Source organism: Kribbella sp. NPDC059898, assembly GCF_042730855.1.
Taxonomy (GTDB): Bacteria; Actinomycetota; Actinomycetes; order Propionibacteriales; family Kribbellaceae; genus Kribbella.
Map to the genome: position 1 here is coordinate 49382 of NZ_JBHWKR010000012.1, position 22935 is coordinate 72316.

Below are 22935 nucleotides of genomic sequence, written 5' to 3' on the forward strand. Positions count from 1 at the left end.
TCGCATGGGTTCGGGGCTGGAGATGTGCAGGCGGTTCTACCGGGACGTCGTGGGGCCGCAGGTCGAGGTGCCGCACAGTGCGGCGCTGCTGGGGCGTGGTTCGGAGGTGCTCGGGTTCGACGACGAGATGTCGACGGACCACAACTGCGAAGCCCGCGTGCTGCTGTTCGCCGACGGTGATCTCGAGGTGCAGGTCCCGCCGGAGTTCGAGGGACGGGCCGCGTTCGTCGAGGTGCACACGATCCGCGACTACTTCCGCAAGCAGCTGTCCTTCGACGTCGACGCCGAGCTGAGGCCGATGGACTGGTTGACCTTTCCGGAGTCGATCCTTCGCCAGCACACCGCGGGCGATGTCTTCCACGACGACCTCGGCCTGCAGGCGGTCCGTGACCGGCTGGCGTACTACCCGGACGAACTCTGGCGTTACCTGATGCTCGTCGCCTGGTGGCGCGTGCACCCGGAGATGAACCTGGTCGGTCGCGTCGGGTACGTCGGCGACGAGCTTGGTTCGTCGCTGATCGGGGCACGGCTCGTGCACGACCTGATGCAGCTGTGCTTCCTGCTGGAGCGCACCTACGCGCCGTACTCCAAATGGTTCGGTACGGCGTTCCGTCAGCTGTCGTGCGGTCCGGCGCTGGAGCCGCTGCTGCGCGCGGTGCTGCGCGCCGGTACGTGGCAGGAGCGCGAGGAGGCGCTGCTGGCGGTGTACGCCGCTGTCGGTGAGCTGCACAACCGGCTCGGGATCACCGAACCGGTGACGCTCGGCGTGGAGCAGATGTGCGGGCGGCCGTTCAAGGTCCTGTGGGGCGACTTCATCGGCGAGCTCACCGCCCAGATCCAGGACCCGGACGTCCTGCGGATCTTCGAGCGCTGGCGCGTCGGCGGGATCGAGCAGGTCCGCGACGCCTTCTGGCGCCCCGCTGACCGCCGTCAGCTGGTGGAGCTGCTGTAGAGCCGTCCGAGCAGCTCCACGGCGGCCCGCGTCGCCGGATGCGGGTCCGCACGCTGCCAGATCAGGTGTACGTCGACCGGCGGCGCGTCCCGCACCGGCCGGTACGTGACGCCGTCGCGCCGGTACTGCGTCGTCGTGGCCTGGGGCGTCATCCCGACGCACCGCCCCGACGCCACCGCGGCCAGCCAGTCGTCGACGTCCTGGGTGTACTCGATCGCCGGCCGCGCGTCCTCCGGCCACAGATCGGCCGTGGTGCTTCCGGTACGCCGGTCGATGACGAGCGTCCTGTCCCGGAGCTGGTCGAGCGTGACGGCCCGTTTCCGGGTGAGCGGGTCGTCGGCGGGCAGAGCGCAGTACCGCTGCTCCTGGGTGAGCAGGACGTGCGCGAAGCGCCGGAGGTCGAGGTGGCTGCGGACGACCGCGAGGTCGCACAAGCCCTCGGCGAGGCCGCCGGTCGGGGTGTTGGTGCGGATCAGCTGCAGCTCGATGCCCGGATGCTCGGCCGCCCAGCGGCGCTGGAACTCGCGCGTGTGGCTGCCGAACGCCGACCATGCATGCCCGACGCGGAGCCGGCTGTGCCCGCTGGTCGCGTCGGCGACAAGCTCGTCGAGCTCCGCCAGCACGTGTCGCGCGCGGGCGAGGACGCGAACGCCGACGCTGGTCGGGGTCAGCGACCGGCTGGTGCGATGCAGCAGGCGGACCCCGAGTTCGCGTTCCAGCGCCAGCAGATTGCGCGACACCGCGGCCTGCGAGATCCCGAGCTCGATCGCGGCGTCGGTGAAGGTGCCGGAGTCCACGATCTCCACCAGGCACCGCAGCTGCCGGATATCCATGACTCCAGCGTATAGATCCGCCGGACGCCGCATTGTGCGCCGGGCCTCCGGAAGCGGATCCTCGGGAGCGTGAGGCGAGATCGGTGGGTCGGTGTGGCGATGATGCTCGGCAGCGGGCTGTCGACGCAGGTCGGTGCGTCGGTGGCGGCGCTGGCGTTCCCGGTGATCGGGCCGGCGGGTGTGGTGGCGATCCGGCAGTGGGTCGCCGCGCTGCTGCTGCTCGCCGTCGGCCGGCCGCGATTCCGCACGATCACCGCCCGCCAGTGGCGCACAGTGATCGCGCTCGCCGCCGTCTTCGCGGTCATGAACCTGTCCCTCTACACAGCCATCGACCGCGTAGGCCTGGGCATGGCCGTCACACTCGAGTTCCTTGGCCCGCTCTCCGTTGCATTGCTCGGCTCTCGGCGCCTTCTCGACCTGGTCTGCGCGCTCGTCGCCGCCCCCGCAGTCATCCTCCTCACCCGCCCGCAAGCGACAACGGACTACCTGGGCGTCGGGTTGGGCCTGCTAGCGGCGCTCTGCTGGGCGTTCTACATCCTCCTGAACCGCAAGGTCGGAAGAGAGTTGCCGGGCGCAACAGGTGCCGCCGCGGCGGCGGGCCTGTCCGGTTTGGCCTACGTACCTGTCGGCATCGTCGTACTGATGCATCACCCCGCGACGCTCGCGGCCGCGACGTACGCGCTGGCCGCCGGGGTGCTCTCGTCCGCAGTCCCTTACTTCGTGGACGTACTGACGCTGCGGCGGGTCTCGGCGCAGTTCTTCGGGGTGTTCATGAGCGTCAACCCGGTACTCGCGGCGCTCGTCGGGCTCGTCGTACTGCATCAGCGGTTGGCGGTGCTCGACTGGTTCGCGATCCTCGTGATCGTGTCCGCGAACGCGGTGGCGATCACCTTCGGCGCTGACGCAGTACGTCACAAACGGGTTCCAGTCGCGGCGTGCGATGTTGTTCACGGCGCGCCGGAGCGTGCGGTGACCCCGGCGTTCGGAAAGGTGTCGGCGGACGGGGAGCCACGGTCTTCCCGCGTGACACAGTGAAGGAACACGATGCGGAAGCTGGCAGCCCTCGCGGCGGTTGTGACGATGAGTGTTGGCGCCCTGACGGCCTGCTCGGGTGGCAACTACTGCGACGATCTGAAGAGCTACGTCGACACCGGCAAGAACCTCGACACCAAGAAGCCCGCGGACCTGGACAAGATCCTGGCGGAGTCCAAGAAGGTCGAGAAGTCGGCGCCGAAGGACCTGAAGGACGACTGGAAGGTCGTCGTCGACTACATCGGCAAGGTCAAGGATGCCAACGGTGACACCACCAAGCTGGCGGAGCTGGCCAAGACCGAGGGCATGACCAAGATCCAGGCGGCGCAGGAAGCGATCACCAAGCAGGCGAAGGACTCCTGCAAGATCGACATGAACAGCACCGGCAACTGATCCACCGCGGGTGCATTCGGTGGGACGGCTCTGCCCGTTCCGTCCCACCGGCCCGGCCGGGTAGTAGCGTGACTTTCCGTGAAGACTCTCGCCGTTCTCGCGACCGTCGCCGTTGGTGCCGGTCTGCTGACCGCCTGTAGCGATGACCAGGCGTACTGCGTCGATCTGGCCAAGTACGCCGCCAAGGCGGTCGACGTCGACCCGCAGAAGCCGGTCGACTACGTGAAGATCCTGGACCAGGCCAAGAAGCTCCAGGGCTCCGCGCCGAAGGACGTCAAGGACGACTGGGGCGTGGTCGTGGCGTTCGCCGAGAAGGCCAAGAGGGCCGGTTCGGACAAGGCCGAGCTGGCCAAGCTGGGCAAGCAGACCGGCGCCGTGATGACGGCGTACAAGAACATCTCGGGGCAGGCGAAGGACAGTTGCAAGGTCGACCTGCCCAAGCTGAACTGACGACTCGACCCGACGTCGGCCGATCGCCGGGCTGAACCCGTGTTAGGTTCCCTTGCGAAGCCATACAACGGGACAAGGTGAAACGGTGCCACTTCCTACTTTGACTCCGGAGCAGCGTGCGGCAGCTCTGGACAAGGCCGCGGCGGCGCGGCGTGAACGAGCCGAGATCAAGAACCGGATCCGGCACTCGGGAGCGTCTCCGACGGAGGTGCTGCACGAGGGGCAGACGAACGACGTGATCGGCAAGATGCGGGTCAGCCAGCTGCTGCAGTGCATCCCCGGCGTCGGCAAGGTCCGGGCGCAGCAGATCATGGAGCGCGCGGGCATCTCCGAGACCCGGCGGGTCCGCGGCCTCGGCTCGAACCAGATCGCGGCACTCGAGCGCGAATTCGCCGAGTGATCCGGGTGAGCCAGACCAAAACCCTGACTGGCTCGTTGGACACTGGTGTGACGATGACCACGTACCCGAACGACCCTGCTCCGGCCGGCAGCGGTGACCGGCCGCCGGCGCGACTGACCGTGCTGGCCGGACCGACCGCGGTCGGCAAGGGCACGGTCGCCGCCGACATCCGCGAGCGGTTCCCGGACATCTGGATCTCGGTGTCGGCCACGACCCGCAAGCCGCGGCCGAACGAGGTGCACGGCGTGCACTACCTGTTCGTGTCGGACGCCGAGTTCGACCGGATGATCGCCGACGGTGAGCTGCTCGAGTGGGCGGTCGTGCACAAGGCGGCCCGGTACGGTACGCCGCGGCAGCCGGTGCTCGACAAGCTCGCCAGCGGCCGGCCCGCGCTGCTGGAGATCGACCTGCAGGGCGCCCGGCAGGTCCGCGACACGATGCCGGAGGCGCAGTTCGTCTTCCTGGCACCGCCGAGCTGGGACGAGCTGGTGCGCCGGCTGGTCGGTCGCGGCACCGAGACGCCGGAGGAGCGCGAACGCCGACTCGAGACCGCGGTGCTGGAGCTCGCGGCCGAGAAGGAGTTCGACGTGACGATCGTGAACGCCTCGGTTCGGGAGGCCGCCGATCAGTTGGTAAAGTTGATTCGATCACCCTCCATCTCTGGAAAGAGCTGAACTTGTCTGGCAACCAGCCCGTCGCCATCGGCATCACGTCCCCGCCGATCGACGACCTGCTCACCCACACCGACTCCAAGTACAAGCTCGTGCTGTACTCGGCCAAGCGGGCGCGGCAGATCAACGCCTACTACTCCCAGCTCGGCGAGGGCCTGCTGGAGTACGTCGGACCGCTGGTCGAGACGCACGTCCAGGAGAAGCCGCTGTCGATCGCGATGCGCGAGATCAACGACGGCGTGCTGACCTGCACCGACATCGACCCCGAGGCCGAGGCGGAAGCCGCCGCGGCCGCGGAGAAGTCCGAGTAGCAGCCCCCTAGGATCGACCGGGAACGGAGTCCGCGACGATGTCCGCAACCGGTGACCAGACCCCCGGTACGCCGAGCGCGCCGGGGGCCGATGGCGTGCCCAGGCACAAGCCGAACGTCGTCCTCGGCGTCGGCGGCGGGATCGCGGCGTACAAGGTCTGCGACCTGCTGCGCCGGCTGACCGAGTCCGGGCACAGCGTCCGGGTGGTGCCGACGGCGGCCGCGCTGGAGTTCGTCGGCGCAGCGACCTGGGCGGCACTGTCCGGGAAGCCGGTGACCGCGGACCCGTTCGACGACGTCCAGGAAGTGCCGCACGTCCGGATCGGCAAGGCCGCCGAGCTGGTCGTGGTGGCGCCCGCCACGGCGAACCTGATCGCCAAGGCGGCGCACGGGCTGGCCGACGACCTGCTCACGAACACGCTGCTGACCGCGCGCTGCCCGATCCTGTTCGCGGCCGCGATGCACACCGAGATGTGGGAACACCCGGCGACCCAGGCGAACGTCGCGACGCTGCGGTCGCGCGGGATCACCGTGCTCGACCCGGCGGTCGGGCGGCTGACCGGCGCGGACACCGGCCGCGGGCGGCTGCCGGAGCCGTCGGAGATCTTCGCGATCAGCCAGCTGATGCTCGCCGACGAGGCGGCGCGCGCCGCCGGCCAGTCGGTGGCCGATCTGACCGGGAAGCACGTACTGATCAGCGCCGGCGGGACCCGGGAGCACCTCGACCCGGTGCGGTACCTCGGCAACTCGTCGTCCGGGAAGCAGGGGTACGCGCTGGCCCGGATCGCGGCCGCCCGCGGCGCGAAGGTGACGCTGGTCGCGGCCAACTCCGAGCTGCCCGACCCGGCCGGCGTGCAGGTGGTGCCGGTGGTGTCGGCCCAGGACCTGTACGACGAGATCACCGGCCGGGCCGCCGACGCCGACGCGATCGTGATGGCCGCGGCAGTCGCGGACTTCCGCCCCGCCGACGTCGTCGAGCACAAGATCAAGAAGACCGCCGACGGCGCCGTCCCCGCGGTCAGCCTGGTGCAGAATCCGGACATCCTGCACACGATCTCGCACGACCGCGCCCGCCCCGACCAGGTCATCGTCGGCTTCGCCGCGGAGACCGGCGACACCGACCACACGGTCCTCGAGCTCGGCCGCGCCAAACTCGAACGCAAGGGCTGCGACCTCCTGGTCGTCAACGACGTCTCCGGCGGCAAGGTCTTCGGCAGCGACCTCAACGAAGCAGTGATCCTCGACCGCACCGGCACCGCCCTCCCCGTCCCCTCCGGCTCAAAAGACGCCCTCTCCGGCGTCATCTGGAACCTGGTCGCCACCCACTGGTCCTAACCCACTCCGCCCGTACCCCCGCCCGTACCCCCGCCCGTACCCCCGCCCGTACCCACCGCCCGTACCCACCGCCCGTACCCACCGCCCGTACCCACCGCCGCGCCGTACACCGCCGCCTTCCCAGGGGCCATTTGGGAGGTGAACGTTCCGGCGTGCCTGTTCACAAGCCGCATGCGGATGGTTAACGGACGCTTTCGGTGGTGAACCTCTGAAACGGTTGTCCACAGCCGGGTGGATCGGCGGCGCGGGCCGTTGGTGATGAGTGCACATTCTGGTGATGTGAACTCGAAGCTCGCGGTAATGGCCGCGCTCCAGGGCGGCATCTTCAGTCGCCGCCAAGCTGTAATCAGTGGCTACACACCAACGCAGATCCGTCAGCGCCTCCAGGACGGCAGGTGGGTCCGCATCCGGCACGGTCAGTACGCCGAGTACCAGGACCTGTCCGCACTGGAACCGTGGACTCGTGCCCGGCAGGAACATGTGCAAAAGGTGCACGCGGTGGTGAATTCGAGGCGGAGCAGTGCGGTCGCGGTCAGCCACCAGTCTGCGGTCGCCGTCCACGGGCTGCCGCTGTGGGGGCTCGACTTGACGCGGGTCCACATCACCCGGCGCGACGACACCACCAGCGGGAGGATCGCGGGTGTGCATCACCACGCCGGTGAACTGACGAACGCCGACCTGACTCTGGTCGGAGGTCTGCTCACGACCACCGTCGCTCGCGCGGTCTTCGAGACGGCTTGTACAACGTCCTTTCAAGCCGCGGTCGTCGGCTTCGACGCCGCTTTGCGCAGCGGGTCGGTGGCTGAGGACGACGTACGTCGGCTGCTCGAGGCAACGGAATACTGGCCGGGCGGCCCGACTGCCCGCGCGGCGCTGCAGTTCAGCGATCGGCGGTCCGGATCGGTCGGTGAATCGCGGCTGCGGGTGCTGTTCGCCGACCACGGGCTGCCGGCGCCCGCGCTGCAGGTCGAGTTCGGGGATTCCCGCGGATTTGTCGCTCGGGTCGACTTCTTCTTCGTGGAGTTCGACACCGTGGTCGAGTTCGACGGGAGGCTGAAGTACGCCGACGCGTCCGGCGAGGTGCTGGTGCAGGAGAAGATCCGTGAGGACCGGTTGCGCGCGAAGGGCCTGCAGGTTGTACGTGCCGACTGGTCGGACCTCGACCACCCGGATCGCCTGCTGACAGACCTCCACAGAGCATTCGCCCGCGCCCGCCGCGCGGCCTGACCGGCCGTGTGCGGTCCGCTGATGGGAGGCGAACCACTGAATCTGCTTGTTCACTCGGCGCATGACGCAGGTGAACGGGCATGCCGGAGGGTTCACCCCTCAATTGAACGGGCACGCCGGAGGGTTCACCTCTCAAAGTGCCGGCGCAGCGGTAGGCGGGATGTGTAAGGGCGGGCGGGTGGCTGGCGGGCGAGTGGTGTGCGTGGTGGTGGGTTAGTGGCCGGCGGTAACGGGCGGTGCGGCGGTGTGTGATGGGAAGGGGTTGGGGTGGTGGGGACTGGGAGGGAGTTGGGGTGGTGGGGAAGCGGTCAAGGGTTGTCCGCTTTCCGCTCTAAGGTCAGGGGTATGGAGATCACCTGGGGCGCTGTGGTTGCGCGGCGGATGCGGCGGCATGGGCTGACGGAGGCGTTTGGTACGGCGGTGGAGGCGGTGCGGGGGATGTGTGGGGCGCATGCGCAGATCGCGGCGGCGGGGGAGGTTTCCGTGGCGGTGCGGGTGGAGGGGGCGGATCGGGGGAGCGTGCAACGGGACGACGGGCTGGTGAAGACGTTCGGGCCGCGGGGGACCGTGCATCTGTTGCCGCTCGAGGATCTGCCGATGTGGACCGGGGCGTTGTCCGCGCTTCCGGGGAACGGGCAGCAGCCGGAGCCGATCCGGATGAGTCCGGACGAGATCGACCAGGTGGTGGTCGCGATCGGCGAGGCGCTCGCGGACGCCGACCTGACCGTCGACGAGCTGACCGAGGAGGTCGTACGGCGGACCGGTGAATGGGCTCGTACGCCGACCATCCCCGCCTTCCAGGGCGCCTGGCGGTGGCGGCAGGCCGTTCACGTCGCCGCGCACGCGGGTGTTCTCTGTCACGGGCCGGTGCGCGGCCGGCTCACGACGTACTCGAATCCGCACCGGCTGCGCCCGTTCGACCCGATGCCTCAGGACAAGGCACTCACCGAGCTCCTGCATCGGTACCTCTACTCGTACGGTCCCGCGACGCCGCAGCAGTTCGCCCGGTGGCTCAGCGTGCCGCCGACCACGGTCAAGCCGTACTTCGACGACCTGCCGCGCGCGACGCTGGCAGACCATACGGTTTGGTATGCACCGGGCGACGGCGACTTCCCGGACGAGCGGGCCGAGGGTGTACGGCTGCTGCCGTACTTCGACGCGTACGGCGTCGGCAGCTACCCGCGGGAGCTGCTCTTCCCGGGTAAGGCGTTCGAGCGTGCGACCGCCCGCGGCCAAGCCGGGAACTACCCGCTCCTGCTCGTCGACGGCATCGTCGCGGGCGTCTGGCACCAGAAGAAGGCCGGCCGGACACTGCACGTCACGGTCGAGGCGCTCACTCCGCTGAACCGGCGCCGCCGGACGCTGCTCGACGCCGAGGTGGACCGGCTGGGTGCGATCCTCGGTGGTACGCCCTCGCTCACACTCGGCGACGTGACGGTCGGCGCGCACGCCTGAAACCTGGCCAGTCGTCCAGAATATGGTCGCTGGTCTTGCATACCGGACGAATTCGGAGCGTCGCCGGGATCCCGGGGGAAACTGCTGGCATACTTCCCAGATGCATCGCCAACCGCCGGTGCATTGGGGGGATCGCGCGGCCGGATCCATCAGCCGGGCGGCACACGAGGAATTCGAGGGAGAACTGTGGCGAGGCGCCTTTTCACGTCGGAGTCCGTGACCGAGGGTCACCCGGACAAGATCGCTGACCAGATCAGCGACTCCATCCTCGACGCGTTGCTGGCCGAGGACCCGAAGAGCCGGGTCGCGGTCGAGACCCTGATCACCACGGGTCTGGTCGTCGTCGCGGGTGAGGTCACCACGACGGCGTACGTCGACATCCCGGGGATCGTGCGGTCGCGCATCCTCGAGATCGGCTACGACTCGTCCCTGAAGGGCTTCGACGGCGCGTCCTGTGGGGTGCAGGTCGCGATCGGGAGCCAGTCCGCGGACATCGCCCAGGGCGTCGACACGGCGTACGAGACGCGCTCGGCCGCGTCGCAGGACGCGCTGGACCTGCAGGGCGCCGGCGACCAGGGGCTGATGTTCGGCTACGCGTCGAACGAGACGCCGGAGCTGATGCCGCTGCCGATCACGATCGCGCACCGGCTGTCCGAGCAGCTCGCCGAGGTCCGCAAGAACGGCACGCTCGCCTACCTGCGCCCGGACGGCAAGACCCAGGTCACCATCGAGTACGACGGTGACAAGGCGGTCCGGATCGACACCGTGGTCGTGTCCAGCCAGCACGCGGCGGACATCAACCTGGACACGATGCTGACGCCGGACATCAAGAAGCACGTCGTGGACCCGGTGCTCGAGCAGTTCGACATCGACGCGACCGGCTACAAGCTGCTGGTGAACCCGACCGGCCGGTTCGAGATCGGCGGCCCGATGGGCGACGCGGGGCTGACCGGGCGGAAGATCATCATCGACACGTACGGCGGGATGGCCCGGCACGGCGGCGGCGCGTTCTCCGGCAAGGACCCGTCGAAGGTGGACCGGTCGGCGGCGTACGCGATGCGCTGGGTGGCGAAGAACATCGTCGCGGCTGGCCTCGCGGACCGGGTCGAGTGCCAGGTCGCCTACGCGATCGGCAAGGCCGCGCCGGTCGGCTTCTACGTGGACACGTTCGGCACCGAGAAGGTCGAGGTCGCGAAGATCACCGAGGCGGTCCGCGAGGTCTTCGACCTGCGCCCGGCGGCGATCATCCGGGACCTGGACCTGCTCCGCCCGATCTACGCCCAGACCGCCCGGAACGGCCACTTCGGCCGCACCGGCGAGGACTTCACCTGGGAGCGCACCGACCGGGTCGAGGCCCTCAAGGCCGCGATCAACAAGTAGCTACCTAGCGACCCGGCTGCCCCCTCGTGGGCGGTCGGGTCGTTCGTTTGTCCACAGGTGCGGCGGCGGCCTCCGACGGAGTGTCGCCCCGGCCGACTAGAGTTTCCCGGTGACATCGAACGGAGATTCCCCCGAGCAGCTGATGCTGCTGCGGGACACCGTTCGCCGGTCGCGGACCAAGGAGCCCGCGCCGATCACCGAATCGTTGCCGGTGGCCCGGATCGCGGTCGACGTCTCGCTCCCGCACCTGGACCGGCCGTTCGACTATCTCGTCCCGGACGACCTGACCGCGACAGCGCAGCCTGGTGCGCGGGTGAAGGTGCGGTTTGCCGGCAAGGATCTGGACGGGTTCGTGCTGGAGCGGCTGGCCGAGTCCGATCACGACGGCAAGCTGGCGCGGCTCCGCAAGGTGGTGTCCGGCGAGCAGGTGCTGACGCCGGAGATCGCGGACCTGTGCCGGGCGGTCGCCGACCGGTACGCCGGGGTGTTCGCGGACGTCACGCGGCTGGCGGTCCCGCCGCGGCACGCGAAGGTGGAGAACGAGCCGCTGCGGTGCGATCAGCCGCTGGTGCCGCCGGCGTCGACGTCCCGCTCCGAGTGGTCGTCGTACCCGACTGGTTTCCTCGATGCGATCGCGCGGGGCGAGGCGCCGCGCGCGGTGTGGACCGCCGTACCGGGGGCTGATTGGCCGCTCGCGTTCGCGCAGGCGGCGGCCGTGTGTGCCGCGTCCGGTCGCGGCGCCTTGCTGCTGGCGCCGGACGCGCGGGACCTGGAGCGGCTGGAGGCGGCCTGCACAGCGGTGCTGGGGGAGACCGGGTTCGTCACGCTGTCGGCGGATCTCGGGCCGACGGCTCGGTATCGCGCGTTCCTGTCCGCGTTGCACGGGCGGGCGCGGGTGGTGATCGGGACGCGCGCGGCGGCGTTCGCGCCGGTGGCGGAGCTCGGGCTGGTGGCGATGTGGGACGACGGCGACGAGTCGTACGCCGAGCCGCGCGCGCCGTACCCGCATGCCCGGGAAGTCCTTCTGCTCCGGGCTTTCCGCCAGCAGTGCGCGGCCCTGCTCGGTGGGTACGCGCGGTCCGCGGAGGCGGCGGCGCTGATCGAGTCCGGGTTCGCGCACGAGCTGATCGCGGACCGGAAGGTGATCCGCGCGGCGGCGCCGTCGGTGCACATCGCGGGGGAGTCGGACCACGACCTGGCCCGGGACCCGTCGGCGCGGGCGGCGCGGTTGCCGCACCGGGCGTTCGAGATCGCGCGCGAAGGGCTGCGGTCCGGGCCGGTGCTGGTCCAGGTGCCGCGGGCCGGGTACCTGCCGAGCCTGGTGTGCCAGACCTGCCGGGCGCCGTCGCGGTGCGCGACCTGCGGCGGCACGTTGCGCCGGACCGGGGGATCGGGGCCGGCGAGCTGCAGCGTGTGCGGGCGCCCGGCCGCGGACCACCGGTGCCCGGAGTGCGGCGACACCCGGATGCGCGCCGCGATCATCGGGGCCCGCCGTACGGCGGAGGAGCTGGGCCGCGCGTTCCCCGGAGTCGTCGTGCGTACGTCGGGTGGTGACAACGTGCTGGACGTCGTGCCGGACGCGCCCGCGCTGATCGTGAGCACGCCGGGCGCCGAGCCGGTCGCCCAGGGCGGGTACGCCGCGGCGCTGCTGCTCGACACCTGGCTGCTGCTGTCCCGCCCCGACCTGCGGGCCGCCGAGGAGGCCGTACGCCGCTGGTTCAACGCGGCCGCCCTGGTCCGCGCGGGCGCGCCGGTGATCCTCGTCGGCGACCCGTCCGCCCTTCCACTGCAGGCGATCGTCCGCTGGAGCCCGGAGGGATACGCCCTCCGCGAGATCGAGGAACGCCGTACCGCGCGCCTCGCGCCCGCCGCCAAACTCGCCGAGCTCACCGGCCCGCCCGAGTCCGTGAGCGACCTGATCACCCGCCTCCGTGACCTGATCCCGCCGTCCGCCGGCCTCGAGGTCCTGGGCCCGGTCGACGTCGACGACGAGACCGCGCGCGCCGTGGTCCGCACCCCTCGCGCCCACGGCGCCACGCTGGTCCGCTCCCTCAAGGAAGCCCAGTCGGCCCGCACCACCAAGAAGAACCCTGGCACGGTCCGCCTCCAGGTCGACCCACCGAACTTCGGCTGACCTACCGGCGGAAGGCCTTCCTGGTCGCCGCCGCGGTGGTCGTGAAGTACTCCGCTGGCTCGAGGAACCACCACTCGTCGAACGGCACGCCGTTGGTGAGGTCGCGCCGGTAGCCGAAGCACACCAGGTAGAGCGGCCTGATGTACATGACTCCTTCGAGCCGGTCGAGCTCCTCGTCGGTCAGCTCGACGTGCTTACGGTACGCCGCGACAACCGCCTCGACGCGCTCCTCGTTGGTGCTCCGCGTGGGCGCCCAGTTCCCGGTACCCCACAGGAGGTACGCGAGATCAGAGAGCCGAGCGCCGCGCCCGGACGCCTTCCAGTTGATTGCCACCGGCCCGTTCTTGCCGACGACTGCGTGATCGGGTGCATGCAGCAGGTTGCCGTGCACCAGCCCCTCGGGCAGACCCTCGGCGTCGTCCGCGGAACGCACCTGGTCGAGAAGCCGCTGGAAACGCTCGCGGTCGGCCGCCCCGACCTTTGTGTCCACCGCGTCCAGGAACGCCAACCCTGCCAGGAGATCCTGCCGCGGCTTCCCCATCCGGCGGGGGTCCTCACCACTAGCCCCGCCTGGCCTGCTGACGGTCTCGTCGTACGGCAGCGCATGCAGTCGTCCGAGGAGGTCGGCCATGATCTCGAACCCCTTTTCGGGCGGAAGCGGGGTGTTTTCGAGGTATTCGGTGACGAGGACCGCGCTGCCGTCGAAGTCGGAGACCGCGTCGTCGACCGCGAGCCGTTCCGCGGGATAGTCGTGCTGGGCGAGAAATCGCAGTACGGCGGCATCGCCCTCGACGTCGGAGCGCGGCCGGGCCGGCGGGAACGCCCGCGCGATCCACGAGGGACCGTCGTTCCGGTCGATGCGGAAGACGTACGTCTTGTGCACGCTGAGCTTGGTCGCCGCGACCGCGTCGATCCCGTAGCGATCACGGAGATGGGCGAGCAGCCGATCGCCGTCCGGCTCGTGGTAGATGCGGTCGTTCAGGCCCTCGAGGTCGGTCAGCGCCTCGGTGTACCGCTGGCCGGTCTCCTCGGCGTGCCGCCGTACGACCTTCTTGAAATTGCCGTCCTTCGTCATGACAAGCCTCCTCGTCGACACCCTCGTCCCCCAGTGACGTGGTGTGCAGAGTTGGCCTGCTGGCAGCAACGACCGAGAGGGCTGATTCCCCTTCGCCCGATGGAACCCCGACTGGGGCGGATGTCCCACGGCTCGGCGACCGGTCGGCGCCGTCAGCCAATCTGGCCGATCGCCGCGGGTCCTGTCAAGCAGTTGCCGGGATGTGGTGAGGGCGTGAATTTCGACAGGACGTAGACGTCCACGGCTTGTTCCGCCCAGGCTCAGGCACGGTGTGCAGAGGGCGTCGTGGACGTATAGGTCCTGTCGGTCTTTACGCCGGCCGGTCACGGTTGCGTGGGCAGACCGCGACTCTGCCCTCGATCACGAAGTGTGGCTGCTGTCTTAGGCAGTCGATGCCAGCGAGGTCGAGGCCGTGAGCAGTTGGCTGCCGAGGGAGGTGCGGTGGTACAGGACGGTCCGCCCGTCGCGCCGGGAGGCGACCACGCCTGCGTTCCGGAGGATGCCGAGGTGCACGCTGAGGGTCGGCGCGGAGACGCCCAGCTGGTTGGCCAGATGGGTGGTCGACATCGGCAGGTCGAGGTGGCTGACGATGGCGGCGCGGGTCCGGCCGACCAGGTCCGCGAGCGGGGAATCGGTGGTGTCCTGGCGGTCCTCCCACAGGCGGCCGAGCCCGCGCGGCGGGTACGTGATCGTCGGGACGTGGGGTGCTCCGGTGACGGCCAGGCCGGCCGGCCAGGTGAAGACGCACGGGACGAGCAGGACGCCCTGGCCGGTCATCGGTTCGCCGTCGCAGCAGTACGGGCGGTCGATCTCGATGCGGTCGCTGCGGTAGTGGATCGACGGGTGCAGGTTGCGGAACAGGCGCTCCAGACCGCCGCTCGCCAGTTCGTCGAGGCGGAACGCGAGGTCTTCCTGCAGCAGGGCGCGCATCCGGCGCCAGTCGGGCTCGATCGCGCGCCGCCAGTACGAATCGAGAGCTGACGTGATCCGCTCCAGGCCGGCGGCCGGGTGCGCGATCAGGTCGGGCAGCAACGGGTGCGGCGTGTCGTGGTGGAGCCGGCCGAGCTCGTCCACCACCAGGTCGACGGGCGTGGCGGCAACCGCGGCCAGGCCCGACTCGAAGCTCGTCGACCGCCGTGGCGGCGCCGGTGTGAGGAAGTCCGGAACGTAGCCGACCGGCGGGATAAGGGCCTTCAGCAACGTCAGGTCGTCGCCCTCGATGGTGGGCCGGACCTTCTGCAGCCACGGGCCGTGCACGCTGCGCGCGGTGTTGTTGCTCAGCGCCCGGACACTCGTCATGGTCTCCCACAGCGGCGCCAGCGCGAACCGGATCCGCCCGACGTCCGCGGCGTTCAGCCTGATCGTGATCACCGGCCCAGATTAGTCCTGAGACTAATCGTCGACAAGGCCCGGGCGACCCCGGACAGTTGGTCCCATGAGCGCAACCGCCGTCGGCAACCCCCGGTCCACCGCCCTTCCGCGGGCGTTCTGGGCGTTGTGGGTGTGCCAGCTGGTCAACCGGCTCGGCAGCTTCGTCCAACCCTTCCTCGTCCTCTACCTCACCCACGATCGTCACCTCTCAGCTGGTACGGCGGGAGCGGTCGCGGCCGCCGTCGGCGCCGGCACCGTGACCGCTCAGCTCGCCGGCGGATTCCTCGCCGACCGGGTCGGCCGCCGCCTGACGATGCTGATCTGCTTCTTCGGTACGGCGGCCGCGCTGGTCCTGCTCGGCTCGGCCCGCGAGATGGCACTGATCTGGGTGAGCGCGTTCCTCGTCGGCCTGCTCGGCGACCTGTTCCGGCCCGCCGTCCAGGCGACTGTGGCGGACCTGCTCGACCCGACCGAACGGGTCCGCGCGTACGGCCTGCTGTTCTGGGCGATCAACCTCGGCTTCTCGGTCTCGACCGTCAGCGCGGGCGTCCTCGCGTCGGTCGGGTACGGCCTGCTGTTCTGGCTGAACGCCGGTACGTCGGTGATCGCTGGCGCCGTGATCTGGGCGCTCGTCCCGGAGAGCCGCCCGGTCCTCGACGAGAGCACGCCGCGCCGCCCGGTGCTCGGCGTCGCGCTCCGGGACCGGGTGTTCGTGGCGATGATCCTGATCCAGATCGGCTACGCGACGATCTACATGCAGGGGTACTCGACGCTGCCGCTCGCGATGTCGGACGACGGCCTGAGCTCGAAGACGTACGGTCTGGTGATCGCGCTGAACGGCGTGGTGATCGTGCTCGTGCAGCCGTTCCTCGCCCGCTGGATGGTGAAGCTCGACCGCCCGAAGCTGCTCGCGACCTCGATGCTGGTGGTCGGTCTCGGCTTCGGGGTCGGCGCCGTCGTGCACAGCTGGTGGGGGTACGCGCCGTCGGTCGTGGTATGGACGCTGGGTGAGATCGGGTTCGCGGCGGTGATCGGTGCGGTCTTCGCCGACCTCGCGCCGATCGATCTGCGCGGCCGGTACATGGGCCTGTCCGGGATGGCGTTCGGCGTCGGCACGGTGGTCGGCCCGCTCGCCGGTACGAACGCGCTCGAGCACCTCGGCCCGGCCGTCACCTGGCTCGGCTGCGCCGTACTCGGCGTCGCGATCTTCGTCGGCCAGTACTCACTGGCACCCGCCCTGCACGCCCGCGCCCAAGCGAACGCCGTCTCGTAAGGTGGCGGGCATGAGTGAGCGGACGGTCGACGTGGTGGTGTTCGACATCGGCGGGGTGCTGCTGGACTGGAGTCCGACGTACCTGTACGCCGACCTGATCCCGGACGAGGAGGCGCGTACGCACTTCCTGACCAAGGTCGCGACCCCGGCCTGGAACCACCAGCAGGATGAGGGCCGGCCATGGGCCGAGGCGGTCGCGGAGCTGACGAGCCTGCACCCGGAGCACGCCGAGTGGATCGAGGCGTACGACACCGGCTGGCTGCGGATGGTGAAGGGCGTGTTCGAGGACACCGCCGCCGTACTCGCGGAACTCCAGCGCGCCGGCGTACCGACGTACGCGCTGACCAACTTCTCCGCGGAGAAGTGGCAGGTGGCGAAGGAGGCGTTCCCGGTCCTCACGCACTTCGACGGCGAGGTGGTGTCCGGCGTCGAGCAGACCGTGAAGCCGGACGAGAAGATGTACCGGATCCTGATCGAGCGGTTCGGGCTGGACCCGGCGCGGACGTTCTACACCGACGACATGGCGTACAACGTCGACGGCGCCCGGGCGGTCGGCCTGGACGCCGAGGTCTTCACCGGCGCCGCGAACCTCCGCACTCAGCTCCGTGACCGCGGCATCGCACTACAGTGATCGGGTGACCTCCGAAGACCGCTCGCCCGCGATCGGCGACGTGGACCGCAACGCGGCTGTCGAACGCGTGCAGGCGGCGTACACCGGCGGCTACCTCACGCACGGCGAGATGGAGCAGCAGCTCGACGAAGTACTGTCGGCGCGGACCCGTTTCGACCTGGAGATGGCCGTCGCCGCCCTCCCGGCCTTGCCGGCGGGGAGTACGTCGACGATCAACGCGGCGTCCGGGCGGATCGTCCGCCGCGGCGGCTGGCGGCTGCCGCGGTATCTGAAGGTCGTGTCGATGTACGGGCGGGTCCGGCTCGACCTGTCGCAGGCGCAGTTCGAGGACGGCGCGGTCGACATCGACCTGAACGTGATGCACGGCGGCGTCAAGCTCACGCTGCCCCGGAACGCGGTCGTCGACTTCGACGGCGTACACACCGAGTGGAAGGATGCCCGGTACAAACCCGCGCGGAGCTCCACCGGCGACGGCCCGCGGGTCCGCCTCACCGGCGTGATCGGCTTCGGCCGGCTGAAGATCCGGCACGCCCGGCGTTAGACGGCGGCCGAGATGGTTTCGGTGTACGTCGGGGTGGTCGCGAGGTACGCCGCCTCGACGTAGATCGTGTTGTCCTGGCAGGTCATCGGGGTGAGCGCGACGCCGGGTGTTCCGGCGTACATGGTCTGCGGTTCGGTCAGGCCGGGGCGCCAGCGGTCGATCGTGTACAGGTCCTCGCCGGTGCTGCCGACCGTGCGCGTCTCCCAGAGGATCCAGTTGCCGCAGGCAAGGATCGTGTCGGTGACGACGGTACCGAGCCGGCGGGCGGGGGAGTCGCCGGACTCCCGGACGTACGCCTTGCTCTGGTACTGGTCGGGGTCGTTGGCGCCGACCTCCGACCAGACCGTCGCGCCCTGGACGGTGGCGCCGCTCCACTGGATGCAGTTCGTTGCCGCGGGCACCGGCTTGGAGGTGCCGCCGGTCAGTGGCGCGGTGCGGATGCGCTTGCAGCGTCGCGCGGTCTCCGGGGCGATGATCTCGCTGAACGTCACGGCGTCGGCGGAGACCACCGGATCGGCGAGGTACCCGGGGGCCGGGACGCAGGTGACGGTGCGGGACTTCAGGGTCGCGAGGTCGGCGACGATCAGGCAGGAGCGGTTCTTCGCGTCGGTGGAGCTGTACGCGAACGTCCCGTCGTACGCGCCGATCTCCGGCTCGGACACCGGCGGGATCGCCGGCGCCGTCGCCTTGCCGGTGGTGAGGTCGTAACGCAGCACCTTGATCTGCGGGTCCGGGCCGTCGGAGCGGATGTCCTCGACCAGCGCCCAGCGGTCGTCGATCACGACAGGGGACTGGGCCACGAACCCGGCGGCGGGGACGTGCCGGACGACGACCTTCTTTGTGGTGCGGTCGGTGATGGTCGTCGTACCGGCCTCGTCGCTGCCGCGGGTGACGACGTACCGGCGTTGCTGGGTGACCAGGTGCTGGCCGTCGACCGGTTGCCGTAGGACGTTCGTCCAGGTGGGGATCGCCGTACCCACGTCTGTTGGTTTCGACGGGGTTGGTGTGGGGGTCGGCGTCGGGGTGGTTTCCGGTTTGCTGGTGGAGCAGCCCGCGAGGAGGAGGACGAGGGTGCCTACGGCAACGGTACGACGACGCATCTACAGCCCGATGTTCTGGAAGGAGTTGGCCAGGGTGGCGTTGAACAGGGCGCTGGCGGGGACGTTCTTCGGGCCGTCGGTGACGTTGCCGCGGCTGTTGAAGCGGCGCTCGTTGAACACCTCGAAGATCGCGATCGTGCCGTTCTTCTTGTCGTAGCCGCGGCCGACCTGGTAGTGCCCGCTGTGGTTGAAGGCGAGGTACGGGAAGTACCGCTTGAGGAGCTGCACGTGCTCGATCACCGGGGCCTTGTAGACGCCGAGGTGCTTCTCGTGCACCTGGAGGAAGGTCTGCGCGTTCCAGGTGGAGACGCTCTGCACGATGTAGCTGCCGGCCGCCTTCGGCCAGCCGGTCTTCAGGTTCGTCTGCTGCACCATCGCCGAGATCGCCGTACCGCCGGTGGTCGAGCCGAGATCCTTCGCCCAGGACGCCTGGGTGTCCTTCTGATTGTCGTCCGCCCAGTCGATCGACTGGAACGTCGCCGGACCGCACCAGTACCCCTTCTCCTGGGACGTCTGATACCCCTTCATGATGTACGCCGAGTCCGGCGCCACCACCGGCGCCGCCGGAGTGGATGGAGTTGACGGTGTGCTGGTAGGGGTGTCGGTCGGCGTCCCCACGGTGCTCGGCAGGGTCGTCGGTGTGTCTGTGGGTGTGCTGGTTGGCGTGGGGCCCGAGGTTGGTGCCGGGTTGGGGTGTGGGGTGTTTGCCTCGGCGAGTTCGCGGAGTTCGCGGGCCTTGTCGCGGCCGTTCCAGGCGGCCTGCATCTCGTCGAGCTCCGCGGTGACGCGTTGGCTCTTCGGGAGCGCGGCCCGCTGCGCGACGAACGCGGCCGGCGTCAGGTCACCCGTGGGGATGTCCTGCTCGGCACTCGCCTCGTCCGCGGCGCGCAGGCTCGGCTGCTCCATCAACGCGTGCCGCTGAGCACCCGTCGGCACCTGCTCCACGAACCCGAGCCCGAGACAGTAGCTCTCGGTCTCCAGCTTGAAGCACCTGAGCATCGACGACGCCTGCGCGGACACGTCCGCCGACCGCAGTTGCACGTCACCGGGCGAGGTCTCCGTCACCTCCTTCACCACCTCACTCCACGACCGAGCCGCAGGCGGTTCGTCAGAGCTCGCCGTCGGCGTCCCGCTGGGTGTGGAGGGGACCACGGTCGGCTCAGAGGTGGGGTCGGCGGTCGGCTGGGCGGCGGGTGCTGTGTCAGGTGGAGTACGGAACTGCGGGTCGTCTGGCTGGTAGGCCTGGGCGGTGAGGGGTGCCTGGGCGAGCAGTGCACCCAGGAGGACCAGAGTTGCCCCCCGTGCTGCTGTGAGCATTGGGTCTCCCGAGCGGCGTGTGACGGCAGTGACTGTAGGTACGCCTGGGACCACAGTACGTGCTTGTGGCAACAAACGGGAGGGGCCTCCCGCCGGGAATCTCCGGCGCGGGCCAACTAAACTGTTCCGGTCCCGGTTCATGAAGCGTGTGGAGTGTCTGTGTCGGTCCAACCCATCCGCCTGTTCGGCGACCCCGTCCTGATCACCAAGGCCGAGCCGGTCGTCGACTTCGACGCCGAGCTGCGCCGCCTGGTGGCGGACCTCACCGACACCATGCAGGACGCCCCCGGCTCCGGCCTGGCGGCGCCGCAGATCGGCGTCGGCCTCCGGGTGTTCACGTACCACGTCGAGGGCGAGCTGGGTCACCTGATCAACCCGGAGCTCTCGCTGTCCCTCGAGGAACAGTTCGGCCCCGAGGGCTGCCTCTCGATCCCCGGCCTGACGTTCGACTGCCGCCGCGCCCAGTCGGTGATCGCGAAGGGCTTCAGCATGTACGGCGAACCCGTGGTGATCGAGGGCTCCGACCTGCTGGCCCGCTGCATCCAGCACGAGACCGACCACCTCGACGGCGTCCTGTTCGTCGACCGTCTCGACCGCGAGACCCGCAAGACCGCGATGAAGGCCATCCGCGAAGCCGAATGGTCCGGCCTCTCCGGCCCCCCACAGATCAAGGTCTCGCCCCACCCCACGAACGGATTCGGTCTGTGAGAGTCGTCTTCGCCGGTACGCCGGAACCTGCTGTCACCGCGCTCGAGGCGATTGTTGCCAGTCGCCACGAACTGGTCGGGGTCGTCACCCGGCCGGACGCGCCGGCCGGGCGGGGGCGGAGGCTGGTCGCGTCGCCGGTCGCGCAGTACGCCGAGGAGCTCGGCGGGGTGGAGATCCTGAAGCCGGTGAAGCCGAGCGACCCGGACTTCCTGGCGCGGCTGCGGGAGATCGCGCCGGACTGCTGCCCGGTGGTCGCATACGGCGGGCTGCTGCCGCAGGCGGCGCTCGACATCCCGGCGCACGGCTGGATCAACCTGCACTTCTCGGTGCTGCCCGCCTGGCGTGGCGCGGCGCCGGTGCAGCACTCGATCATCTCCGGCGACGACGTGACCGGGGCGAGCACGTTCCGGATCGTGAAGGCGCTCGACGCCGGTCCGGTGTACGGCGTACTGACCGAGCCGATCGGGCCCGACGACACGTCCGGTGACCTGCTGCACCGGCTCGCCGTGTCCGGGTCGAAGCTGCTGGTCGACACGCTCGACGGGATCGAGGCCGGCGTACTGGAGGCGCGCGAGCAGCCCGCCGACGGGGTGACGCTGGCGCCGAAGCTCACCGTCGAGGACGCCGAGCTGGACCTGAACGCGCCGGCGCAGCGGGTGGATCGGCTGGTACGCGGGTGCAACCCGGCGCCGGGTGCGTGGACGACGTTCCGCGGCGAGCGGCTGAAGGTGCTCGCCGTACGGCTCACGTCCGAGGAGCTGAAGCCGGGGGAGCTGCAGGCGACCAAGTCCACCGTGAAGGTCGGGACCGGGAGCAAGGCGGTCGAGCTGGTGACGGTGCAGCCGCAGGGCAAGAAGCCGATGGCGGCGCCCGACTGGGCGCGTGGAGTGCGGTTGACCGATGAGGACCTCCTGGGGTGAGTGATCGTTCGCCGCGGAACCGCGGGCCACAGCGGGGACCGGATCGGGTACGCCGGGTCGCCTACCAGGTGATCCGGCAGGTGACCGCCGAGGGCGGATACGCGAACCTCGCCCTCAACAAGGCACTCCGCGAGGCGCGCCTGTCCGGGCGAGACGCCGCGTTCTGCACGGAGCTGGTGCACGGGACGCTGAGGTGGCAGGGCACGTACGACGCCTTCCTCGCGCGGAGCGCGTCACGCCCGCTGGACGAGCTGGACCCGGAGCTGCTGGACATGCTGCGGCTCGGCAGCCACCAGTTGCTGAACATGCGGGTCGACTCGTACGCCGCGGTGTCGGAGATGGTCACGCTCACCCGTGCGGTGCTCGGCCAGAAGCGCACGGGCCTGGTGAACGCCGTACTCCGCAAGATCAGCCAGCGGACGCTGGAGCAGTGGATCGGTACGGTCGCCCCGAGCTGGGAGGACGACCCGTTGGGTCACCTCGCCATCGCGGAAGCCCACCCCCGCTGGGTGATCGAGGCCTTCGACCGTGCGCTCACGGACGGGCCGGGCGCCGCCCCGCAGGGGGACGCCATGATCGAGCTGGAGCGGTTGCTCGTCGCGGACAACGAGCCGCCTCTGGTCACGCTGGTGGCTCGGCCCGGGCTGTCGGACGTGGAAGAGCTGGTGGCTGCCGGGGCGGAAGCCGCGCGGTGGTCGCCGTACGGCGCTGTGCTCGGTGGTGGCGGCGACCCGGGTCGGATCGAGGCGGTCGCGACCGGGCGGGCAGGCGTGCAGGACGAAGGCTCGCAGCTGGTGGCGATCGCGTTGGCGTCGGCGAAGGTCGACGGGGACGACGTGAACTGGCTGGACCTGTGCGCGGGCCCGGGTGGGAAGTCCGCGCTGCTCGCCTCGCTGGTGAAGGACGGCCGGCTGACGGCGGTCGAGCCGCTCAAGCACCGGGCCGAGCTGGTCCGGCAGAACCTCCGCGCGATCTCCGGCGACCACACGGTGCTCGTCGGCGACGGCACCAAGCCGACCTGGTCGGCGGGTTCGTTCGACCGGGTGCTCGCCGACGTGCCGTGCAGCGGCCTCGGTGCGCTCCGGCGGCGCCCGGAAGCACGCTGGCGCCGTACGCCGGAGGACGTCGAGGAGCTCCGGCCGCTGCAGGAGGCGCTCCTGGGCTCGGCGATCGACTCGGTTCGGGCGGGGGGAGTGGTCGCGTACGTGACCTGTTCGCCGCACCCGGACGAGACCCGCGCCGTCGTCGAGGCGGTACTCGGCGGGCGGAGCGACGCGACGCTCGAGGACGCGCGTCCGCTGTTCCCCGGCGTACCCGACCTCGGCGACGGTCCTGACGTACAGCTCTGGCCGCACCTGCACGGGACCGACGCGATGTACCTGGCGCTGATCCGCCGTTCATAGTCCGGACCTGGTGTCAGGCGCTAC

The 22935-nt window shown here is 70.0% G+C and carries 23 protein-coding genes; 18 read left to right on the plus strand and 5 right to left on the minus strand.

Annotated elements, in window-relative coordinates:
• Positions 1–4 precede the first annotated feature (4 nt).
• Complete coding sequence (locus tag ACFV9C_RS31440; protein ID WP_380199174.1) at positions 5–952, plus strand: DUF4037 domain-containing protein; 948 nt, start codon at positions 5–7, stop codon at positions 950–952.
• On the opposite strand, the gene ACFV9C_RS31445 is transcribed toward ACFV9C_RS31440, so the two are convergent.
• Positions 931–1785, minus strand: a complete 855-nt coding sequence (locus tag ACFV9C_RS31445; protein WP_380199175.1) for a LysR family transcriptional regulator — start codon at positions 1783–1785, stop codon at positions 931–933. The two genes, ACFV9C_RS31440 and ACFV9C_RS31445, sit on opposite strands and share 22 nt — an antisense overlap.
• A gap of 69 nt (positions 1786–1854) precedes the next feature.
• Between ACFV9C_RS31445 and ACFV9C_RS31450 the strand changes: the two genes are divergently transcribed.
• The 11 genes from ACFV9C_RS31450 (at position 1855) to ACFV9C_RS31500 (ending at position 12572) form a co-directional block, all read left to right on the plus strand.
• A complete protein-coding gene (locus ACFV9C_RS31450) occupies positions 1855–2820 on the plus strand; it encodes a DMT family transporter (protein ID WP_380199176.1) in 966 nt (321 codons plus the stop codon).
• A gap of 9 nt (positions 2821–2829) precedes the next feature.
• A complete protein-coding gene (locus ACFV9C_RS31455) occupies positions 2830–3210 on the plus strand; it encodes a hypothetical protein (protein WP_380199177.1) in 381 nt (126 codons plus the stop codon).
• 78 nt (positions 3211–3288) lie between these two features.
• On the plus strand, positions 3289–3660 hold the full coding sequence (locus tag ACFV9C_RS31460; protein ID WP_380199178.1) for a hypothetical protein: 372 nt from the start codon (positions 3289–3291) through the stop codon (positions 3658–3660).
• Positions 3661–3745: 85 nt separating this feature from the next.
• Positions 3746–4060, plus strand: coding sequence for an integration host factor, actinobacterial type (gene mihF, locus ACFV9C_RS31465; protein ID WP_141851332.1), 315 nt, complete (start codon positions 3746–3748; stop codon positions 4058–4060).
• A 53-nt stretch (positions 4061–4113) separates the two neighbouring features.
• Positions 4114–4734 carry a guanylate kinase gene (gene gmk / locus ACFV9C_RS31470; RefSeq protein WP_380199179.1) on the plus strand — a complete coding sequence of 207 codons (621 nt, stop codon included), beginning with the start codon at positions 4114–4116 and terminating at the stop codon, positions 4732–4734.
• A gap of 2 nt (positions 4735–4736) precedes the next feature.
• Positions 4737–5042, plus strand: a complete 306-nt coding sequence (rpoZ, locus tag ACFV9C_RS31475) for a DNA-directed RNA polymerase subunit omega (protein WP_209695034.1) — start codon at positions 4737–4739, stop codon at positions 5040–5042.
• A gap of 38 nt (positions 5043–5080) precedes the next feature.
• Positions 5081–6376 (plus strand): bifunctional phosphopantothenoylcysteine decarboxylase/phosphopantothenate--cysteine ligase CoaBC, encoded by a 1296-nt coding sequence (coaBC, locus tag ACFV9C_RS31480; protein WP_380199180.1) that lies wholly within the window; start codon positions 5081–5083, stop codon positions 6374–6376.
• 279 nt (positions 6377–6655) lie between these two features.
• A complete protein-coding gene (locus ACFV9C_RS31485; protein ID WP_380199181.1) occupies positions 6656–7603 on the plus strand; it encodes a type IV toxin-antitoxin system AbiEi family antitoxin domain-containing protein in 948 nt (315 codons plus the stop codon).
• Between the two features lie 345 nt (positions 7604–7948).
• Positions 7949–9058 (plus strand): winged helix DNA-binding domain-containing protein, encoded by a 1110-nt coding sequence (locus ACFV9C_RS31490; RefSeq protein ID WP_380199182.1) that lies wholly within the window; start codon positions 7949–7951, stop codon positions 9056–9058.
• Positions 9059–9244: 186 nt separating this feature from the next.
• Complete coding sequence (metK, locus tag ACFV9C_RS31495; RefSeq protein WP_380199183.1) at positions 9245–10438, plus strand: methionine adenosyltransferase; 1194 nt, start codon at positions 9245–9247, stop codon at positions 10436–10438.
• 109 nt (positions 10439–10547) lie between these two features.
• On the plus strand, positions 10548–12572 hold the full coding sequence (locus ACFV9C_RS31500; protein ID WP_380199184.1) for a primosomal protein N': 2025 nt from the start codon (positions 10548–10550) through the stop codon (positions 12570–12572).
• Position 12573: 1 nt separating this feature from the next.
• Here ACFV9C_RS31500 and ACFV9C_RS31505 read toward each other — a convergent pair whose 3' ends face one another.
• Both ACFV9C_RS31505 and ACFV9C_RS31510 read right to left on the minus strand, forming a co-directional pair.
• Positions 12574–13647, minus strand: coding sequence for a phosphotransferase enzyme family protein (locus ACFV9C_RS31505; RefSeq protein WP_380199185.1), 1074 nt, complete (start codon positions 13645–13647; stop codon positions 12574–12576).
• Positions 13648–14028: 381 nt separating this feature from the next.
• Positions 14029–15018, minus strand: a complete 990-nt coding sequence (locus tag ACFV9C_RS31510; RefSeq protein WP_380199186.1) for an ArsR/SmtB family transcription factor — start codon at positions 15016–15018, stop codon at positions 14029–14031.
• A gap of 64 nt (positions 15019–15082) precedes the next feature.
• On the opposite strand from ACFV9C_RS31510, the gene ACFV9C_RS31515 reads away from it, so the two are divergent.
• The 3 genes from ACFV9C_RS31515 to ACFV9C_RS31525 are packed head-to-tail and all read left to right on the plus strand — an operon-like array spanning position 15083 to position 17463.
• The gene (locus ACFV9C_RS31515; RefSeq protein WP_380199187.1) at positions 15083–16291 is read left to right on the plus strand and encodes an MDR family MFS transporter; all 1209 of its coding nucleotides are present in this window, start codon (positions 15083–15085) and stop codon (positions 16289–16291) included.
• 10 nt (positions 16292–16301) lie between these two features.
• On the plus strand, positions 16302–16922 hold the full coding sequence (locus ACFV9C_RS31520) for an HAD family hydrolase (protein WP_380199188.1): 621 nt from the start codon (positions 16302–16304) through the stop codon (positions 16920–16922).
• A gap of 4 nt (positions 16923–16926) precedes the next feature.
• On the plus strand, positions 16927–17463 hold the full coding sequence (locus tag ACFV9C_RS31525) for a DUF1707 domain-containing protein (protein ID WP_380199189.1): 537 nt from the start codon (positions 16927–16929) through the stop codon (positions 17461–17463).
• Here the strand turns inward: ACFV9C_RS31525 and ACFV9C_RS31530 are convergent.
• Positions 17460–18563, minus strand: coding sequence for a hypothetical protein (locus ACFV9C_RS31530; RefSeq protein WP_380199190.1), 1104 nt, complete (start codon positions 18561–18563; stop codon positions 17460–17462). The genes ACFV9C_RS31525 and ACFV9C_RS31530 overlap by 4 nt on opposite strands.
• Complete coding sequence (locus tag ACFV9C_RS31535) at positions 18564–19637, minus strand: C39 family peptidase (RefSeq protein WP_380199191.1); 1074 nt, start codon at positions 19635–19637, stop codon at positions 18564–18566. It lies immediately after the preceding gene.
• Between the two features lie 402 nt (positions 19638–20039).
• Here ACFV9C_RS31535 and def point away from each other — a divergent pair, with 402 nt between their 5' ends.
• Genes def through ACFV9C_RS31550 form a run of 3 tightly spaced genes read left to right on the plus strand, consistent with a single transcriptional unit; the run spans position 20040 to position 22911 of the window.
• Positions 20040–20588: a peptide deformylase gene (gene def / locus ACFV9C_RS31540; RefSeq protein WP_380199192.1), complete on the plus strand. Its 549-nt coding sequence runs from the start codon at positions 20040–20042 to the stop codon at positions 20586–20588.
• A complete protein-coding gene (gene fmt, locus ACFV9C_RS31545; RefSeq protein ID WP_380199193.1) occupies positions 20585–21508 on the plus strand; it encodes a methionyl-tRNA formyltransferase in 924 nt (307 codons plus the stop codon). Before def ends, fmt begins: the two co-directional genes overlap by 4 nt.
• Positions 21505–22911, plus strand: a complete 1407-nt coding sequence (locus tag ACFV9C_RS31550) for an RsmB/NOP family class I SAM-dependent RNA methyltransferase (RefSeq protein WP_380199194.1) — start codon at positions 21505–21507, stop codon at positions 22909–22911. The genes fmt and ACFV9C_RS31550 overlap by 4 nt, the downstream gene beginning before the upstream one ends.
• The last annotated feature ends 24 nt before the right edge of the window (positions 22912–22935 follow it).

Coding starts and splice junctions, on each gene's coding strand:
- ACFV9C_RS31440 (WP_380199174.1), top strand. CDS start 5: ATGGGTTCGGGGCTGGAGATGTGCAGGCGGTTCTACCGGGACGTCGTG.
- ACFV9C_RS31445 (WP_380199175.1), bottom strand. CDS start 1,785: ATGGATATCCGGCAGCTGCGGTGCCTGGTGGAGATCGTGGACTCCGGC.
- ACFV9C_RS31455 (WP_380199177.1), top strand. CDS start 2,830: ATGCGGAAGCTGGCAGCCCTCGCGGCGGTTGTGACGATGAGTGTTGGC.
- gmk (WP_380199179.1), top strand. CDS start 4,114: ATGACCACGTACCCGAACGACCCTGCTCCGGCCGGCAGCGGTGACCGG.
- coaBC (WP_380199180.1), top strand. CDS start 5,081: ATGTCCGCAACCGGTGACCAGACCCCCGGTACGCCGAGCGCGCCGGGG.
- ACFV9C_RS31490 (WP_380199182.1), top strand. CDS start 7,949: ATGGAGATCACCTGGGGCGCTGTGGTTGCGCGGCGGATGCGGCGGCAT.
- ACFV9C_RS31505 (WP_380199185.1), bottom strand. CDS start 13,647: ATGACGAAGGACGGCAATTTCAAGAAGGTCGTACGGCGGCACGCCGAG.
- ACFV9C_RS31515 (WP_380199187.1), top strand. CDS start 15,083: ATGAGCGCAACCGCCGTCGGCAACCCCCGGTCCACCGCCCTTCCGCGG.
- ACFV9C_RS31520 (WP_380199188.1), top strand. CDS start 16,302: ATGAGTGAGCGGACGGTCGACGTGGTGGTGTTCGACATCGGCGGGGTG.
- ACFV9C_RS31530 (WP_380199190.1), bottom strand. CDS start 18,563: ATGCGTCGTCGTACCGTTGCCGTAGGCACCCTCGTCCTCCTCCTCGCG.